Source organism: Streptomyces sp. NPDC006512 (genome assembly GCF_040611935.1).
GTDB lineage: Bacteria > Actinomycetota > Actinomycetes > Streptomycetales > Streptomycetaceae > Streptomyces.
The window spans coordinates 64582-78805 of sequence record NZ_JBEXPG010000004.1; the positions used below are offsets into that span (position 1 = coordinate 64582).

17 protein-coding genes are annotated in these 14224 nt (G+C 73.5%); 9 read left to right on the top strand and 8 right to left on the bottom strand.

What is annotated here, in order from left to right; all coding sequences use genetic code 11:
• Positions 1 to 49 precede the first annotated feature (49 nt).
• Positions 50 to 1645 carry a serine/threonine-protein kinase gene (locus ABZZ17_RS04060; protein WP_356871722.1) on the top strand — a complete coding sequence of 532 codons (1596 nt, stop codon included), beginning with the start codon at positions 50 to 52 and terminating at the stop codon, positions 1643 to 1645.
• 55 nt (positions 1646 to 1700) lie between these two features.
• Here ABZZ17_RS04060 and ABZZ17_RS04065 read toward each other — a convergent pair whose 3' ends face one another.
• Positions 1701 to 2144, bottom strand: a complete 444-nt coding sequence (locus ABZZ17_RS04065; RefSeq protein WP_356871724.1) for a hypothetical protein — start codon at positions 2142 to 2144, stop codon at positions 1701 to 1703.
• Positions 2145 to 2215: 71 nt separating this feature from the next.
• Positions 2216 to 2593, bottom strand: a complete 378-nt coding sequence (locus ABZZ17_RS04070; protein ID WP_356872026.1) for a DUF4440 domain-containing protein — start codon at positions 2591 to 2593, stop codon at positions 2216 to 2218.
• A gap of 218 nt (positions 2594 to 2811) precedes the next feature.
• On the opposite strand from ABZZ17_RS04070, the gene ABZZ17_RS04075 reads away from it, so the two are divergent.
• The gene (locus tag ABZZ17_RS04075) at positions 2812 to 3552 is read left to right on the top strand and encodes a beta-glucanase (RefSeq protein WP_356871726.1); all 741 of its coding nucleotides are present in this window, start codon (positions 2812 to 2814) and stop codon (positions 3550 to 3552) included.
• A 34-nt stretch (positions 3553 to 3586) separates the two neighbouring features.
• On the opposite strand, the gene ABZZ17_RS04080 is transcribed toward ABZZ17_RS04075, so the two are convergent.
• From ABZZ17_RS04080 to ABZZ17_RS04090, 3 genes are all read right to left on the bottom strand, one after another.
• Positions 3587 to 4552 carry a hypothetical protein gene (locus ABZZ17_RS04080; RefSeq protein WP_356871728.1) on the bottom strand — a complete coding sequence of 322 codons (966 nt, stop codon included), beginning with the start codon at positions 4550 to 4552 and terminating at the stop codon, positions 3587 to 3589.
• Between the two features lie 25 nt (positions 4553 to 4577).
• Entirely contained in the window at positions 4578 to 5204 is a 627-nt protein-coding gene (locus tag ABZZ17_RS04085; protein ID WP_356872028.1) for a nucleoside/nucleotide kinase family protein, read from the bottom strand.
• A 112-nt stretch (positions 5205 to 5316) separates the two neighbouring features.
• Positions 5317 to 5577, bottom strand: a complete 261-nt coding sequence (locus ABZZ17_RS04090) for a DUF6225 family protein (protein WP_356871730.1) — start codon at positions 5575 to 5577, stop codon at positions 5317 to 5319.
• 393 nt (positions 5578 to 5970) lie between these two features.
• Here ABZZ17_RS04090 and ABZZ17_RS04095 point away from each other — a divergent pair, with 393 nt between their 5' ends.
• Positions 5971 to 6795, top strand: coding sequence for a hypothetical protein (locus ABZZ17_RS04095; RefSeq protein WP_356871732.1), 825 nt, complete (start codon positions 5971 to 5973; stop codon positions 6793 to 6795).
• Positions 6796 to 6928: 133 nt separating this feature from the next.
• Here the strand turns inward: ABZZ17_RS04095 and ABZZ17_RS04100 are convergent, their stop codons facing one another.
• Positions 6929 to 7108 (bottom strand): hypothetical protein, encoded by a 180-nt coding sequence (locus ABZZ17_RS04100; protein WP_356871734.1) that lies wholly within the window; start codon positions 7106 to 7108, stop codon positions 6929 to 6931.
• Positions 7109 to 7382: 274 nt separating this feature from the next.
• On the opposite strand from ABZZ17_RS04100, the gene ABZZ17_RS04105 reads away from it, so the two are divergent.
• The 3 genes from ABZZ17_RS04105 to ABZZ17_RS04115 all read left to right on the top strand — a co-directional run bounded on the left by ABZZ17_RS04105 (position 7383) and on the right by ABZZ17_RS04115 (position 8984).
• A complete protein-coding gene (locus ABZZ17_RS04105; RefSeq protein WP_356871736.1) occupies positions 7383 to 7781 on the top strand; it encodes a hypothetical protein in 399 nt (132 codons plus the stop codon).
• Between the two features lie 97 nt (positions 7782 to 7878).
• Positions 7879 to 8748: a D-hexose-6-phosphate mutarotase gene (locus ABZZ17_RS04110; protein ID WP_356871738.1), complete on the top strand. Its 870-nt coding sequence runs from the start codon at positions 7879 to 7881 to the stop codon at positions 8746 to 8748.
• Between the two features lie 53 nt (positions 8749 to 8801).
• Positions 8802 to 8984 carry a hypothetical protein gene (locus tag ABZZ17_RS04115; protein ID WP_356871740.1) on the top strand — a complete coding sequence of 61 codons (183 nt, stop codon included), beginning with the start codon at positions 8802 to 8804 and terminating at the stop codon, positions 8982 to 8984.
• Between the two features lie 21 nt (positions 8985 to 9005).
• Here ABZZ17_RS04115 and ABZZ17_RS04120 read toward each other — a convergent pair whose 3' ends face one another.
• On the bottom strand, positions 9006 to 9278 hold the full coding sequence (locus ABZZ17_RS04120) for a hypothetical protein (protein WP_356871742.1): 273 nt from the start codon (positions 9276 to 9278) through the stop codon (positions 9006 to 9008).
• 242 nt (positions 9279 to 9520) lie between these two features.
• Between ABZZ17_RS04120 and ABZZ17_RS04125 the strand changes: the two genes are divergently transcribed.
• Both ABZZ17_RS04125 and ABZZ17_RS04130 read left to right on the top strand, forming a co-directional pair.
• Positions 9521 to 10405 carry a hypothetical protein gene (locus ABZZ17_RS04125; RefSeq protein WP_356871744.1) on the top strand — a complete coding sequence of 295 codons (885 nt, stop codon included), beginning with the start codon at positions 9521 to 9523 and terminating at the stop codon, positions 10403 to 10405.
• Positions 10406 to 10744: 339 nt separating this feature from the next.
• Positions 10745 to 11512, top strand: coding sequence for a hypothetical protein (locus tag ABZZ17_RS04130; protein ID WP_356871746.1), 768 nt, complete (start codon positions 10745 to 10747; stop codon positions 11510 to 11512).
• A 17-nt stretch (positions 11513 to 11529) separates the two neighbouring features.
• On the opposite strand, the gene ABZZ17_RS04135 is transcribed toward ABZZ17_RS04130, so the two are convergent.
• Positions 11530 to 12102 (bottom strand): putative glycolipid-binding domain-containing protein, encoded by a 573-nt coding sequence (locus ABZZ17_RS04135; RefSeq protein ID WP_356871748.1) that lies wholly within the window; start codon positions 12100 to 12102, stop codon positions 11530 to 11532.
• Between the two features lie 199 nt (positions 12103 to 12301).
• Between ABZZ17_RS04135 and ABZZ17_RS04140 the strand changes: the two genes are divergently transcribed.
• The gene (locus ABZZ17_RS04140) at positions 12302 to 14215 is read left to right on the top strand and encodes a hypothetical protein (protein WP_356871750.1); all 1914 of its coding nucleotides are present in this window, start codon (positions 12302 to 12304) and stop codon (positions 14213 to 14215) included.
• The last annotated feature ends 9 nt before the right edge of the window (positions 14216 to 14224 follow it).

A 14224-nucleotide genomic window follows, 5' to 3' on the forward strand; every position in this document is an offset into this window, starting at 1 on the left:
GGGGCGCCCGCCGTTTCGTACGCCGGGCCGATGGGCTAGGTTCCGTGTCGTGACGGAGGATCTGGGGCGGGTGCTGGCCGGGCGGTACCGGCTTTCCGGGTTACTCGGCCGGGGCGGCATGGGTACGGTCTGGCGCGCCCACGACGTACAGCTCGACCGGGAAGTGGCCGTCAAGGAACTCCGCCTCCCCGAGGACCTCGACGGCGACGCCCGGGATTCCTGGATAGCCCGGCTCGACCGCGAGGCGCGCGCCGCCGCGCGGCTCAAGCACCACGGCGTCATCACCGTCCACGACCGGATCACCAGCGACGACGGACGTCCGTGGATCGTCATGGAACTGGTCCACGGCCCCTCCCTGGGCGATCTGATCGCCGCACGGGGACCGTTGCAGCCGGACCAGGTCGCCCACGTGGGCCTCCAGGTCCTGGCCGCCGTACGCGCCGCGCACCGCGTCGGCATCACCCACCGCGACATCAAGCCCTCCAACGTGCTGCTCGAAGGCGAGCGGGTGGTCCTGACCGACTTCGGGATCGCCGTGGTCGAGGGCGACGCGACCCTGACCCGGTCGGGCGCGCTCATGGGAACCCCGGCCTTCATGGCCCCCGAGCAGGTGCGCGGACTCCCGGCGACCGCCGAGTCCGACCTGTGGTCGCTGGGCGCGACGCTGTTCAACGCCGTGGAGGGCAGCCCTCCGTTCCCCGGCAGCACGGCCGGGGCCGTCCTCGTCGCCGTCGCCACCGAGGAACCCGCCCCCGCCGTACACGCCGGGCCGCTGGCCCCGCTCCTGGCCGGCCTCCTCCACAAGGACCCCGCGCGGCGGCTGTCCGCCGAGGCCGCCCACGGACTGCTCGCCGGACTCGCCCGCGACGCGCAGCCGCTCACACCGCTCTCCGCGCCGCCGCCCGGTCCTCCCGTACCGCCCACGGAGCGGCTGACGGACGGCGCCGGCCACGACGACCCCGCGTACGGGGAACCCGCGCGGGAGCCGTGGGCGGGCGGGCGCCGGCCCGACGCCCACGCGCCCGACGCCCGGCAGCCCGACCGCAGGCGGACGTACCGCCTCGGCGCGCTGACGTCGCTCGTGACCGCCGCCGTCATCGCCGTCCCCGCGTGGATCCTGTGGCCGGACTCCTCCGGCGGCACCGGCTCAGGTGCCACCGGCACGGACGCCCGCGGGAAGGGCGCTTCGGCGCCCGCGAGCCCCACCCCCTCGACCGGCCCGTCCTCCCCGGCTCCGGTGCGCACACCCGAAACCCCCGCGTCCTCACCCCCGCCGCCCACCCGCACCCCTTCGCGCCCGGCCCCGTCCCTGCGCACCCCCATGGACCGCGCCGCCATCGACCGGGTCTTCGAGGTCTACATGAACGGGCTGCAGGACCAGAACATGACCGAGCTGCGCCGGGGCACCTGCCCGCGGCTGCGGTCCACGCTGCTCGGATTCGTCCTCAACGACCACTTCGTGGACCGCTGGACGCTCCTGCCGTACGAGATCCCGCCGTTCGTGGACCAGCTCAGCGTGGAGGCGAAGGTCACCCGGCGCGACCTGGAAACCGGGCAGCCGGCGGGCGACGTCCTCTACCAGTGGATCATCGAGCGCGACGCCGAGCAGAACTACTGGGTCTGCGGCTGGCTCAACGGACGCTAGTGCCGTGACCGGAAATGGCCGTGAAAGGGCGACCTGCCCTGGCGGGCGCGGGTGGTCAGCCGAGAGCGGGGGTCGCGAGGTCGAGGATCAGCAGGTTCCCCCAGTCGTTGGTGAAGGTGGCACGCATGCCCTCGTAGCGCACGCTGACGAACGGGTTGGAAACGAACATGACGGCGACCCACCGCAACGACGCGTCGGCGTTGAGACGGGCGAGGTAACCGATGTTGCCCATCCCGCCACCCCCGCCGGACATCCATCCTGATCCGTCCGGCAGCGGGCGGCCCTCGAAGTTGGTGTTCACCTCATCGGTGTTGTGCTCCTCAAGGGCCTGGGCCACGTCGAACGGCCCTCCGATACGAAAGGGAATCAGCTGCCCGGCATCCGGGTGGTACGCCCCCGGGCCGTCGACGTGCAACTCCAAGCCCGTGTCGTCCGGCCGGTACAGGCCGTCGCACAGCGGCATTTCCCCGGCTTTCCAGAGCCCCTCGACCAGTCCCATGACCCACCCCACCGTCCGTCACCAAAGCCCCGGAGCCTGACTGCGCGCGGCCGCCCATGGCCACGGCCGGGTCAGACGTCGTCCCAGGCCATCGAGCTCATCCTCCAGCCTGCGGGCGTGCGGACGAACTGGGTGGTCTTGCGGCCGGAGCCCTCGAACCATTCCCCGTCGAGGAAGCCGGACTTGCGGTACTCGCTGAACCGGTGCGCGATCGACTGGAAGATTTCGGTCCGCTCGGCGACCTCCCATTCCCGGAACTCCGTGAGCGTTCCGTCGGTGAGGATCTTCTCCCGCGGCCCGATGAACCCGTCGAGGTCGTAGACCACGGGCCCGTCCCCCGCGTCCACGTTCTTGATGATCATCCCCTGCGGGATGAACACCTCCCGGACCGCGTCGAGCCGCGGCCGGACACCGCCGACGGTGGTGAACGCGCCGAGGAACGTCCGCATCAGCGCGTCGAGTTCGGTCTTCACGTCGGACACGGACACGGGTACCCCTCCCACGGATGAAAAGCCTCGCACCGATCTTCGCCCACTCCCCCGCACACCGGCAACGCCCCGTCCGGCAGGGCTTCTCACCGCACCCGCCCAGGTATCCGAACGCATTCACTCCATCACTTTCCGTAAGAATCGCGGGTGATTTGGTGCCCCGTGGGCAGATATGGCCCATGGACTCGGACATGCCCGGATGGCTGCGGCGCCTGATGCGCCGCCTCGTTCCCACGGCGGGCGGCGGCGGAGCGTCGGTCTTCACACCGCGCCGCGCCCCCGTCTTCACCGCCGACTTCGCCTCTCCCGCCCAGTGGGTCGCCGGACGCTCGTGGGCGTATCCCGACGGAGGCCCCGTCAACCCGCGCGACAACAAGCTCGACCACCTCACGGCCGACCCCGCCTACAGCCGCAGCGGCGTCTTCAGGGCGACGCTGCGCCCCGACGGCAACTGGGACAGCGGCCTGCTCACCACCGAGGGCAGCGACGAGGGCTTCATGGTGCGCACCGGCGACGTGCTGGAAGCCCGGGTGAAACTGCCCGTGGAACGGGGGGCCTGGCCCGCGATCTGGACCTGGCGGGACGGCGGCCAGGAGATCGACGTCTTCGAGTACCACCCCGACAACCCGGACCTGCTGGAGCTGTCCAACCACGTCCGGGAGGGGCACCGCTACCACCGCGACCCGTCGGTGCGGCCCGGCGGGTGGGTGGACCTGAAGGTCGAGTTCGGGCGGAACTCGGTCGTCTGGTGGGTCAACGGCGCCCGCGTCTTCGGCGACGGCAGGGGGGTGGGGCGCAGTTGGCGGGCCTACCTCATCGTCAACCTGTCGGTCTGCGCGGGGAGGTACCACCCGGCTCCGGACCCCTCGGCCACGGAGATGTCGTACGAGGTCTCCCAGCTGAGGGTGTACCGGCCATAAGGGGGTGTAGCGGCGTCGGGGCGCGCACCGGCCGTCAGGGCGCGCCGGGTGCTCCCACCAGCCGGGCGACGGCGTCCGCGAAGCGTTCCACTCCACCCGGGGCGTAGGTGAGGAAGAGGTCGGGTTCGATCAGTTCCAGTTCCATCACCACCGGGTTGCCGTCGGCGGCCCGCACGAGGTCGACCCGGGCGTAGACGCGGGGAACGCCCGCCGCGGCGAGGGCGGCCTCGGCCACGTCCCGTTCGGCCGCGTCGGGTACGTGCGCGGTCAGGTCCGGGTGCGGTGTGCGGGTGTTGTCGACCCGGCCGGTGTCCGTGAGTACCGGCCCCTTGCGCAGGGCGTGGCTGAACCGCCCGTCCAGGAACACCAGGGCGCGTTCGCCGTCGGCGATCCGGTCCATGTACGGCTGGACCATGGCCGTTTCGCCGGCCGCCTGGAGGGCGCGTACGTGCGCCCTGGCGGCGTCGCGCTGCCCGGGGGTGTAGCGGGCGCTGTTGCGGGCGCCCGCCGACACCGAGGGTTTGACGACGACGTCACCGTGCCCGGGCAGGTCGACTTCGTCGCCGGGCGCGATGAAGCGGGTCGGTACGGTCGGCACCCCGAGGGCGGCGAGTTCCCTGAGGTACCTCTTGTCGCTGTTCCAGCGCACCACCCGGGCGGGGTTGTGCAGGGAGGTCACCGCGTCCACGCGGTCGGCCCAGGCCAGGAACTCCGCCAGCCTCTCGGTGTACTCCCAGGTGGAACGGATGATCACGGCGTCCTGGGCGGCCCAGTCGAAGCCGGTGTCGTCCCAGCCGGCGGCCGTCGCGTCGATCCCCCGCGCCCGCAGGGCCGCGACCAGCACGGGCAGTTCGGTGTCGTGGGCGCTGCCCGACCGGTCGGTGGCGAGGGCGACCCGCCGCGCGGGCGGCCGGCCGTGCGGGGGCGGGGAGGATCCCGCGTTGTCGTTCACGGTGTCGGCCGTCCCGTTCGTTCGTCGTCCGAGGAGGATCCCGTCCATGGTCGCACCCGCGGCCGTACGGCGGTCAGCCCAGGTCGAGGACGAGGTCGGCCCGCTCCCGGCCGGCGGCGACGAGCCGGGCGTTGGCCTCGTCCGAGCGGGCCACCCAGTCCCGGGCGCGGGCGGGGGTCTTGCCGTGGCGCACGTGCCGGTCGACCAGCCGGTCGACGCGCAGGGCGTCGTCGGGGGCGAGGTACCACGCCTCGTCGAGGAGGGGCCGGATCCGGGCCCACTGCCCCGCGTCGTGCAGCAGGTAGTTCCCCTCGGTGATCACCAGGGGGACGGCCGGGGCGACGGGGATGCTCCCGGCGACCGGTTCCTCGATGGTGCGGTCGAAGGCGGGGGCGTAGACCGTGGTGCCGTCGGCTTCGCGCAGGCGGCGCAGCAGGGCGACGTACCCGGACGCGTCGAAGGTGTCGGGTGCTCCCTTGCGGTCGGCCAGGCCCAGGCGGGCCAGTTCGGCGCCGGCGAGGTGGAAGCCGTCCATCGGCACGACCGTGGCGAGTGCCGGTCCGAGGGCGGTGGCCAGCCGCTCGGCGAGGGTGGACTTTCCGGCGCCCGGGGGTCCGGCGATCCCCAGGATCCGGCGGCCGCCGCGGGCGGCGAGCGCCCGTGCCCGGTCCGTCAGCTCCGTCAGCTCGGTCGGCGGCATCGGTTCCGGGTGCGTCGTGTCCACACGTGCATCTTGCCCGACCCGGTGCCGCGAACGGGCGCCGGGCGGGCGGGGGTGGTTGCCGCCGGGGCGGGCCCCGGCGGTGGTGGGTTCAGTCGACGTCGAGGTAGTAGGCGCCGGCCCTCGCGTCGGCGAAGAGGGTGAACTGCACCTGGGGCACCCCCTCCACGCCGTTGATGTCCATCTCGACCGGCTCGGCGTCCACCAGGACGTACTCGCCGTATCCTTCGAAATCTCCGGGCCCGTCCGCGACCCCGATGTGGATCGGCGTTTCGTCGGGCAGGTCTGCGAGGGCTTCGCGCAGGCGTCCTGCGGTCCATACCTGCGGAGTGTGGTCGAACGTCTCAGCCATGCGCCGAGGTTAGAACCACCGGCCCCCGGGATCCCGGTACGCCGCGCCGTGCGCCGAGTGCCCCCGGCGCGCGGACACGGGTGGAACCGGTCGGTGTGACCCCGTGACCACAGGCGTGGCGGATCGTTTCTCTTCATGTCGCGCCAGGTGTACACCCCGCAAACCCCCCGCGGCGCGCGCGACAGGTGAAGGCCATGGGGGCACCATCTCCCCCGTGGCCTTCACCCCCCTGCCCGATCTGGGCCGAAGCGGCCGGTCGGTGTCTTTCCCTGCCCGGAAGTCGCGTTGCCGCAGCCCGATCGGTGCGGATCTCGTCGTGAGCCAACTACGGCCGCCCTGAGGTGAGTACCATCCGGCAGCAACACACCAGGTCTCACAGGAGAGCGAGCCGACATGGCAGACGAGTCCGACACCACGCCCATCCACAGCCTGTACGCGGAGCGTTTCGCCGCTGATCTCGAGACCAACCGCAAGGAGCAGGAGGACGTCTCCGCCCGGATCGCGGAGCTCGACGCACGGCTGAAGCAACTGAAGGCCGACGAGGACTGGCTCACCGGAGTGCAGGGCGCCGTGCCTCCGGGCGGGGTCGCGGGCGGCGCTCCGGCGGTCGGGGGCCGGGCACCGCTCCCCCTCCCCGAGGAGGCCCCGCTGTCCCGGGCCGTCCCCAAGCCCCGCCAGGCGAAGAAGGCGCCGGGTACGGCGACCCGCGCCAAGAAGGCGGCGCCCGCGGCCAGGAAGGCCTCCGGCGCCACGGCCACCGCTACGAAGCCGAAGGCCGCCGCGGCCCCGGCCAAGGCCACCCCGGTGACGAAGCCCAAGGCCGCCGCGACGAAGGCCGCCCCGGCCACCGCCGCCAAGGCCGCTCCGGCAGCGGCGGAGAAGGCCGCCCCGGCGGTCGAGAAGGCCGCCGAACCGGCGCCCGCCAAGCCGGTCAAGCCCGCCGAGCCGCCGCTGCGCGAGCTCGTCCTGGCCTTCCTGACCGGCGCCGCGGAGCCCCGCATGGTGAGCGAGGTGTCCGCCGAGCTCGCCGCGGGCGGCCGGACCACCTCCACCCAGGTGGTGCGCAACACCCTGGAGGGCCTCGCCAAGAAGGGGCTCGTCGAGAAGGAGCACAAGCAGGGTTCGGTGATGTACACCGCGCTCAAGCCCTCGGCGGACCAGCCGGCCGTCGAACCGGCGGCTGAGGAGAAGAAGGACAAGACGGCGGTCGAGGTCTAGCCGGCCCTTCCGACCCCCTGCACCGCCACCGAACCGCCCGCACCGCGCCCGCCGTTTCCCACGGTGGCGCGGGCGGGCGGTTCGGCGTTCGGGGTGCGTGCGCGGGAGTTGGCTCGGGTGCGCGGGAGTTGGCTCAGCGCGCGGACCCGTGCGGTGCGTGGGGGCGGGCCGGGGCGGCGCGGTCGGCGGGGCGGCCGGGGTCCTCGTCGGTGGCTTCGTCGGTGTCCAGGTCGGACAGGCCGGGGAAGCGGTAGGGGTCAAGCGCCCACTCGGGCGTCCGGGACGAGAGTGCGTACGTCGGTGCGGTGTTCATGGAACCTCCCGAAGGTCGTCACTGAACGTCATGACTCATCACTCTCCGCACGCGGTTGCGCGGGGGATCCCCTTCCACCCGAACGCCCCCAATGGCATCTCGTCACATCGCGGGCGCACCGGCCGCCGGACGGAAGGGCTCTGACAGGTCGTCCGAAAGGGGCACAGGGGTGAAGACGTTTCCATCATGACAGGTCAGACGGCATTTTCGTAGGACGAACGGCACAGGCGATTGCCCTTGTTTGGGTACCTGTGCGGCTTTCAGAATCTCCCTCATGAATCACACGGCGCACATCAACCACGACGCGGTACTCCGGGCCCGGGTGGCCCTCCTCGGATCGGGGGCCCTGCCCGTACGTCAGGAGGTCGCCGCCTATCGCGTGCTCGTCCAGGTGAGCCCGCTCGCGTATCTGCCCCGGCTGGTGGAGGCGTTGTACGAGTACAGCCGGCAGGAGTTCGCGGACCGGCCCGGCATAGCGCTGGCCCTCAGGGGCGAGGCCGTGTCCGCCGCGCGCCGCATGTGCGCGCTGGAGGCCGGACGGGAGGAACTGCTCGCGAGGGCGTTGACCGACTACCGGGAGCAGCTGGCGCTGACGGACCGCCGGGACGAACTCGACGCGGTGGACGAGGAGCTCAGGGCCGTGGGGCCCGCTCCCGAACGCCGGCGGCGCTGAAGGGGCGGAGGGTGGCGGTCCGGCCGGACCGCCGCCCCCGCAGGAGCGGGGAGGCGCCGGTTTGACTGATCGGGCTTCCGTTCTGAAGAGTCACGGTATGAACGAGAACCTCCTCGCCCTCCCCGTCGCCGAACAGCTGGCGCCCTCCGTCAGCCTGCGCCGGATCGGAGAGCTCCGCCTGGTCGTCGTCGACCACCCCCGCGTGCGCGCCGCCGTCACCCTCCAGGGCGCGCAGGTCGTCGGCTGGCAGCCCACCGGGGCGGAGCCGGGGCTGTGGCTCAGCGAGAACACCGCGTGGACCGTGGGAAAGGCGGTCCGCGGCGGAGTACCGATCTGCTGGCCGTGGTTCGGGCCGGCCGGCAGCCCCTCCCACGGGTTCGCGCGGACCACCGAGTGGGAGCTCGACACGTACGAGGAGTCCGCGCAGGAGGTACGGCTGACGCTCAAGCTCGTGGCGTCCGAGGAGACCCGGGCGCTGTGGCCGCACGAGTTCACGCTCCTCGCCCGGATCGTGCTCGGCGAAACCTGTGACATCGAGCTGGAGGCGCACGGCGACTACGAGACCACCGCGGCCCTGCACACCTACCTCCACGTCGGTGACATCGACGCGGTGGGCCTCCGCGACCTGGGAGAGCGGTACACCGACAACCTCGTCCACGCGGAGGGCACGGCGGAGAAGGAGCTGCGGCCCGTCGGCCGCGTGGAGCGGGTCTACACCCGGCCGGACGACCTGTCCCTGGTCCACGACGAGGGGCTGCGGCGCACCATCGAGGTGCACCACCGCCACCAGAGCGACGTGGTGGTCTGGAATCCCGGCCCGGAGCTCTCGCACTCGATGGAGGACCTCACGGACGACGGCTACCGGCAGTTCGTGTGCGTGGAGACGGCGCGCCTCGCACGCCCGCTCGTGAGCACGCCCGGCCGGCCCGCCCGGCTGGCGGTGACCCTGCGCACGCGCGCCGAGTAGCGGGGCCGATGGTTCCGGTGTGACGTGCGGGGCCGTACGCCGTTGTTCCGGGCATGGACGAACTGCTGGACGTGCTGCTCGACGGTGTGACCGAGCCGCGCCTGAAGCTGATCAGCGCGGACGAGGCCCGGGCCCTGATGGTCCTCCTCGGCATGCTGGACGACGACCGGCAGACCGAGGAGGTCCGCAGAGCGGCGGGAGAGATGCGCTCCCGCCTGGTGGCCCGCCTGGCCTGAAGCCGGGCGGGTCGGGCCGGCCTAGGGGTTCAGGCGGGTGTTGACCAGGTACCTGGCCTGTTCGGACAGCTCCTTGCGCCGCGCGTCCTCCTCCACCAGCCGCAGTTCCCCCTGGAGGGCCAGCTCGGTGCGCAGCACCGTGCTCCGGGGAACCGGCACGCGCTGCCCCGGCTTCTCGGTGAACGGCTGGAGCTCGGCGGCCAAGGCCTGGGCGTCGTCGGAGGTACCGCGGCGCAGCGAGAGGAACACCCGGGAGAGCCAGTCGGCCGGGATCTTCACCATGAAATCGTCCATGGCGTCACAACGCCTGACGATCCCGGCCCGTCACGGCAAACCACCCGTTCCGGATGAGCCGGTCAGCTGAACTTCTCACCTGACCGGTCCAGCGCACCGGCCCCGCCGCCGTCCGCGACGGTGTGCGGGGCGGTCGGATGAGCGGCGCGTGGAGCGGCACCCGGTTCACGGGAGGCGCGCAGTCCACGTACCCGTCCCTCGCACACCCGTGGCGGCCCCCGGCCGCTGTGGGGAAGGAAGTCATGAACCTGAACCATCTGAAGGCGACGACGGCTCGGCCCCGAGTGCGTTCCCGGGTCCTGCTCGCCTCCCTGGCCGCGGCAGCGGCGCTCACCGGCCAGCTGGTCGCGTTCGCGCCGGCCGCGTCGGCCGACGGTCCCGAACCGTCGGGCCAGAACACGGGACCGTCCGCCCCGGGCAAGCAGAACCCGCCCAAGGACAAGGACCAGCGGCAGGACAAGGACAAGAAGAAGCTCGCGGTCCCGCACGGGCTGCGGCAGTTCACGTCCGACAACACCTTCACCCCGCCGGCCGGCGTCACTTCGGTGTTCGTCCAGGCCTGGGGTGCGGGCGGCGGTGGCGGCGGCGGTGGCGGCGGGGCCGGCGCCCCGCTCACGGGCAGCGGCGGGACCGGTGGCGGCGGCGGTGGCGGCGGCTTCACCTGGTGCGTCGTCCAGGTCAAGCCGCTGACCGACTACGGCGTTGACGTCGGCGAGGGCGGCACCAACGGTGGCGGAGGCGCCGCCGGTGCCCCGGCCGGCCCCGGCGTCAACGGCACGGCCGGCAGCGCCGGTACGTCCACGACGCTGACCCGGTCCGGCGACAACACCGTGCTCCTCACCTCCACGGGTGGCGGCGCGGGCGGCGGCGGTGTCGGCGGCTCGGCCGTCGACGGCGCTCCGGGTACGACCGGCGCCGGCGGCACCGGCTCGTGCTCCACGGGCGGCGTGAACCGCACCGGCGGCCCGGGTACCACCGTCGGCGCCGGCGGCGGGACCGCCGACGGCATCGTCGAACTTCCCCCGGGTGCCGCGGTCGGCGGGGGCGGCGGGGCCGGCGGACCGGCCGGAGTGGCCGGGACCGACGGCCGTCCCGGCGGCGACGGCTTCGTCGTCATCTACTGGTAGTACCGCCCCTGTGCCCGCCCTCCGGCCGTCCTCGGCCGGAGGGCGGGCACGGTCACGAGTAGCATGCGGAGGCTCGGCAGGACGGTACGACAAGGGTGGGGCAGCATGAGCATGTACACGGGCGGCGAACATCACGGCCCCCCGGAGGGACCCGGGGGCCGCGCGCCGTGGCCCGGCCGCGCACCGGTGCCGCCGCCTCCGCAGGGGTATCCGTACCCGCCCGTCCCGCCGCAGGGGTACCCGTACGCGTCCGCCCCGCCGCAGGGGTACCCGTACGGGCCGGTGCCTCCGCAGGGATACCCGTACGGGCCCGGTGGCCACCCTTACGGGTACCCGCCCGTGCAGCGGCCCCGGGTGCTGACGCGGCGCCAGAAGCTGGTCCGGTTCGTCTTCAACCCCTTCTACGCCGCCCAGCGGGTGTTCCGGCCCTCCCGCCCCGACCTCGTCCCCGACCCCCTGGTGCGCAAGCTCCAGCTGTGGCGGACCCTGCTGGGCGCCGCCGCGTGGGTCGTGCTGACCCTCACGTACAAGGCGGTCAGCAGCGCCTCGGACGTCGGGAACCTCGCCAGTGACCGCCTCGAGCAGAGCTGGCACAGCGTGCTCGTACTGGTCTGCACCCTCCCGGTCGTGGTCGGTGTCTTCGTGGCCGCCTCCCGGGGCCCGGTACGGCGCGTGTACCTGCGGCGCGCCCTGCGGTCGGTCGGGGCCGTACTGGCGCTGATGGCCGCCATGTTCACGTTCGTGCTCTCGGTGGTGCCGGAGACGCAGGCGATGCGCGACTTCGTCGGCCTCCCGGGCAAGATCGCGCTGGGGGTGATGTGCGTGTGGGCGCTCGGGTTCGCCGTGTACGGCATCGGGCTGTCGCTCGTCCACGTCTTCCGCACCGCCGACATCCACGAGCTGGTACCGCCCGTCCTCGCCACCGTACTGGTGTGGGAGATGGCGCTCCTGGACCTGACCACCGGCGCCTACGACCAGGTGCCGCCCGGCGTCCGGCTGGTCTTCGTCATGGGCGCGCCGGTCACGGTGACGGTCCTGTCCGTCTGGGAGACGTACCGGCTGCACCGCTACCACCGCCTCACCCTGCGCGGGGCGCTGCGGCGCTGAGGGCCGCCGGGCCGTCGTCAGCGGGTGAGGGCGGTCGCGAGCCGCGGGTAGTGCAGTACCAGGCCGTCGTCGTCGAAGGTGATGTCGCTGCGGAAGTCACCGGACTCGTAGCGGACGACCGCGCCGGGGCCGGTGGACTCCAGCGGGGTGTAGGTCTGCCGGTTCGCGACGACCTCCAGGGCGGGGACGGACACCCAGGCCATCAGGAAGGTGTGCGGCGGGCCGGCCGGGCGGCGGTGCAGCGCGTGGCGCAGGACGGGCATGGTGTTGGTCAGCGGGCACAGGCCGAGGTCGCAGTCGAGCGCGCCGTCGAGGTCGGGGCGGTGGACGCCGTCGGCCGTCCAGCGGCCGGCGTCGTGGCGCAGGTCCAGCGACCGGACGGCGTCCGCCGTCTCGACGGTGACGGACAGGCGCGAGGTCACGTAGTCGTCGACGGTTTCCAGTGCGTACGTCACCCAGTACGGCTCCGGGTCCAGGCCGACGGCCCGCCCCCGCGCCGTGAGGCCCCCTTCGGTGAGGCGGACCCAGGTGGTGGCGTGTCCGCGGTCGGGGAGGATCTCCCAGGTGCGTACGAGGTTGCGCGTGCTCATGGGAGGAGCCTAAGCCGGGCGGGTGCGCGGGGAGATGGGCCGACGAGGTGAGCCGTGGCGTGGCTCTCCCCCAGGTGCGCCGGGGCGGCGCACCGAACGAAAAGTATGACTTCCTGTCCCGGGGGCGGATCCGGTTTCCTCCGGGGCAGAACCCCGGGGTGACCCCGCGTCCGCCCACCCGCGAAGGAGCCCCGCCCCGATGCTCCCTGGTTCCGCCCTGCTGTCCGCCGCGCTGGCGACCTTGCTGCTCGGTGTCCCCTCGGCCTCCGTGCCCGGCTCCGACGGGGAGACCGGGTCCGTCGGGAGAACCGCGTCCGCGTTCCCGCGGACCGGTCAGGGGCGGCACGAATCGGCCCTGTTCGGCATCCGCGCCGACAACAACGCCGCGGCCCAGGAGTTCACGGCCGACGGACCCCGGGTCACCCGGGTCGGGCTGTTCCTCAGCAGCGGAGCGGCGACCGGCACGGTGACCGTGCAACTGCGGACCCGGCTGGGGGACGCGGCGGGCGCGCTCGCCACGCGGACGCTGGACCTGGCGCGGCTGGGCGGGGCGGGGGCGGGCTGGGTGGAGTTCCCGCTCGACGCGCGGACCGTTCCCGGTGCGACGTACTACCTGTTCGCCCAGGCCTCGGTCCCGGCGGGAGGGGCGATCGCCTGGCACGGCACCCGCACGCCGGCGGGCGGGGCGCCGGTCAGCTGGAACTACGACCGGGCCTACTGGGGCGGCTGGGAGCCCTACGAGGCGCGGCTCGCCTTCTACGTCGACCCCACGCCGGCGGAGCGCTGCGGTGAGACCGAGCCCTGTTACGTGCCCGCCTCCGCCCTGTCCGCGCGTACGTCCGGGCTGCTCTCGAACGGAACCTCCACGGAGGCCGTCGCACCGGCCTTCGCCGTGGGGGCGCGGTACGTGGACGGCTCCAACGTCCTGCGGCTGCCGTCCGGCCGGTGGCGCTACCTGCCCCGGGGGGAGTCCGCTTCGGTGGTCGTACCGGCCGGGGACGCGGGGGCGCAGCGGCAGATCACCGAGTCCCGCAACTGGCTGGCCGCCGGGATCACCCCGGGGCGCACGGCCGCGGAACGCAGCGCGGCCGGGCGTGCGCTGCTGTCGATGCGCGCCCTGCTGCGGCCGAACGGTGCGTACGCGGCGGCCTGGGCGCCCGCCTGGCAGTACGCGTGGCCCCGCGACTCCAGCTTCGCCGCGGCGGCCTTCGCGCACACCGGGCACGAAGCCGAGGCCCTCGCGATCCTGCGCTACAGCGCCAGGACGCAGCGTACGGACGGGACCTGGGAGGCCCGTACGAAGCTCGACGGCTCCGGACCGCCCGACGCCCGCGCGTGGCAGCTCGACGCCAACGGCTGGGTGCCGTGGGCGGTCTGGCAGTGGTACCAGAAGGCCCCGCAGGACACCCGCGCCGTGCGGCTCCAGGAGCTCTACCCGATGATCCGCAGGGCGGCAGACCGTTCGGCGGCCTCCCTCGACGGGCGGGGCCTGCCGCCCGCCTCCCCGGACTACTGGGAGCTGCCCACCGGCACGGTCAACATCGGTACGGCGGCGCCGCTGCTGGCCGGGCTCAACGCCTCCGCCGACCTCGCCGGGCGGCTCGGCGAGACGGACGACGCGGCCCGGTGGAACGCCGCCGCCAAGCGGCTGTCGGCCGGGATCGCCGCGCACTTCGCGCCGCTCGGCTACCCGCGCACCCTCGACGCGCCGCAGGGCCGTGACAGCGCCGCGGCCTTCATGGCGCCCCCGTTCAACGCGGCGCCCGCCGGCCTTCCCGCCGCCCTCGACTCGACGGAGCGCGCCCTGAAGCTGCCCAACGGGGGCCTCACCCCGGGCAACGGCCCCGGGCACAGCTGGGGCGCCTACGCCTGGACGGCCAGCACCAGCTTCTTCGCGCTCGCCTGGGCGGGCCTCGGCCGGAGCGCGAAGGCGGACGGCTTCCTCGGCTGGGTGCTGTCCAAGCGGAACACCCTCGGTGAACTGCCCGAAACGGTCAACGGCTCCGGCCGGCCGTCGGCGGTGGCTCCGCTGGGGTGGACCGGTTCCCTGGTGGCGCTGTCCCTGCTCGCCCTCGACGGCAGGGCCCTGCCGACCCCTCCGCTGCGCGGATAGGCCGGTCTT

Excerpts from the sequence above, each read along its gene's own strand:
- ABZZ17_RS04065 (WP_356871724.1), bottom strand. The coding sequence starts at position 2,144 with ATGGGACTGGTCGAGGGGCTCTGGAAAGCCGGGGAAATGCCGCTGTGC.
- ABZZ17_RS04070 (WP_356872026.1), bottom strand. The coding sequence starts at position 2,593 with ATGCGGACGTTCCTCGGCGCGTTCACCACCGTCGGCGGTGTCCGGCCG.
- ABZZ17_RS04075 (WP_356871726.1), top strand. The coding sequence starts at position 2,812 with ATGGACTCGGACATGCCCGGATGGCTGCGGCGCCTGATGCGCCGCCTC.
- ABZZ17_RS04080 (WP_356871728.1), bottom strand. The coding sequence starts at position 4,552 with ATGGACGGGATCCTCCTCGGACGACGAACGAACGGGACGGCCGACACC.
- ABZZ17_RS04085 (WP_356872028.1), bottom strand. The coding sequence starts at position 5,204 with ATGCCGCCGACCGAGCTGACGGAGCTGACGGACCGGGCACGGGCGCTC.
- ABZZ17_RS04090 (WP_356871730.1), bottom strand. The coding sequence starts at position 5,577 with ATGGCTGAGACGTTCGACCACACTCCGCAGGTATGGACCGCAGGACGC.
- ABZZ17_RS04095 (WP_356871732.1), top strand. The coding sequence starts at position 5,971 with ATGGCAGACGAGTCCGACACCACGCCCATCCACAGCCTGTACGCGGAG.
- ABZZ17_RS04100 (WP_356871734.1), bottom strand. The coding sequence starts at position 7,108 with ATGAACACCGCACCGACGTACGCACTCTCGTCCCGGACGCCCGAGTGG.
- ABZZ17_RS04105 (WP_356871736.1), top strand. The coding sequence starts at position 7,383 with ATGAATCACACGGCGCACATCAACCACGACGCGGTACTCCGGGCCCGG.
- ABZZ17_RS04110 (WP_356871738.1), top strand. The coding sequence starts at position 7,879 with ATGAACGAGAACCTCCTCGCCCTCCCCGTCGCCGAACAGCTGGCGCCC.
- ABZZ17_RS04115 (WP_356871740.1), top strand. The coding sequence starts at position 8,802 with ATGGACGAACTGCTGGACGTGCTGCTCGACGGTGTGACCGAGCCGCGC.
- ABZZ17_RS04120 (WP_356871742.1), bottom strand. The coding sequence starts at position 9,278 with ATGGACGATTTCATGGTGAAGATCCCGGCCGACTGGCTCTCCCGGGTG.
- ABZZ17_RS04125 (WP_356871744.1), top strand. The coding sequence starts at position 9,521 with ATGAACCTGAACCATCTGAAGGCGACGACGGCTCGGCCCCGAGTGCGT.
- ABZZ17_RS04135 (WP_356871748.1), bottom strand. The coding sequence starts at position 12,102 with ATGAGCACGCGCAACCTCGTACGCACCTGGGAGATCCTCCCCGACCGC.
- ABZZ17_RS04140 (WP_356871750.1), top strand. The coding sequence starts at position 12,302 with ATGCTCCCTGGTTCCGCCCTGCTGTCCGCCGCGCTGGCGACCTTGCTG.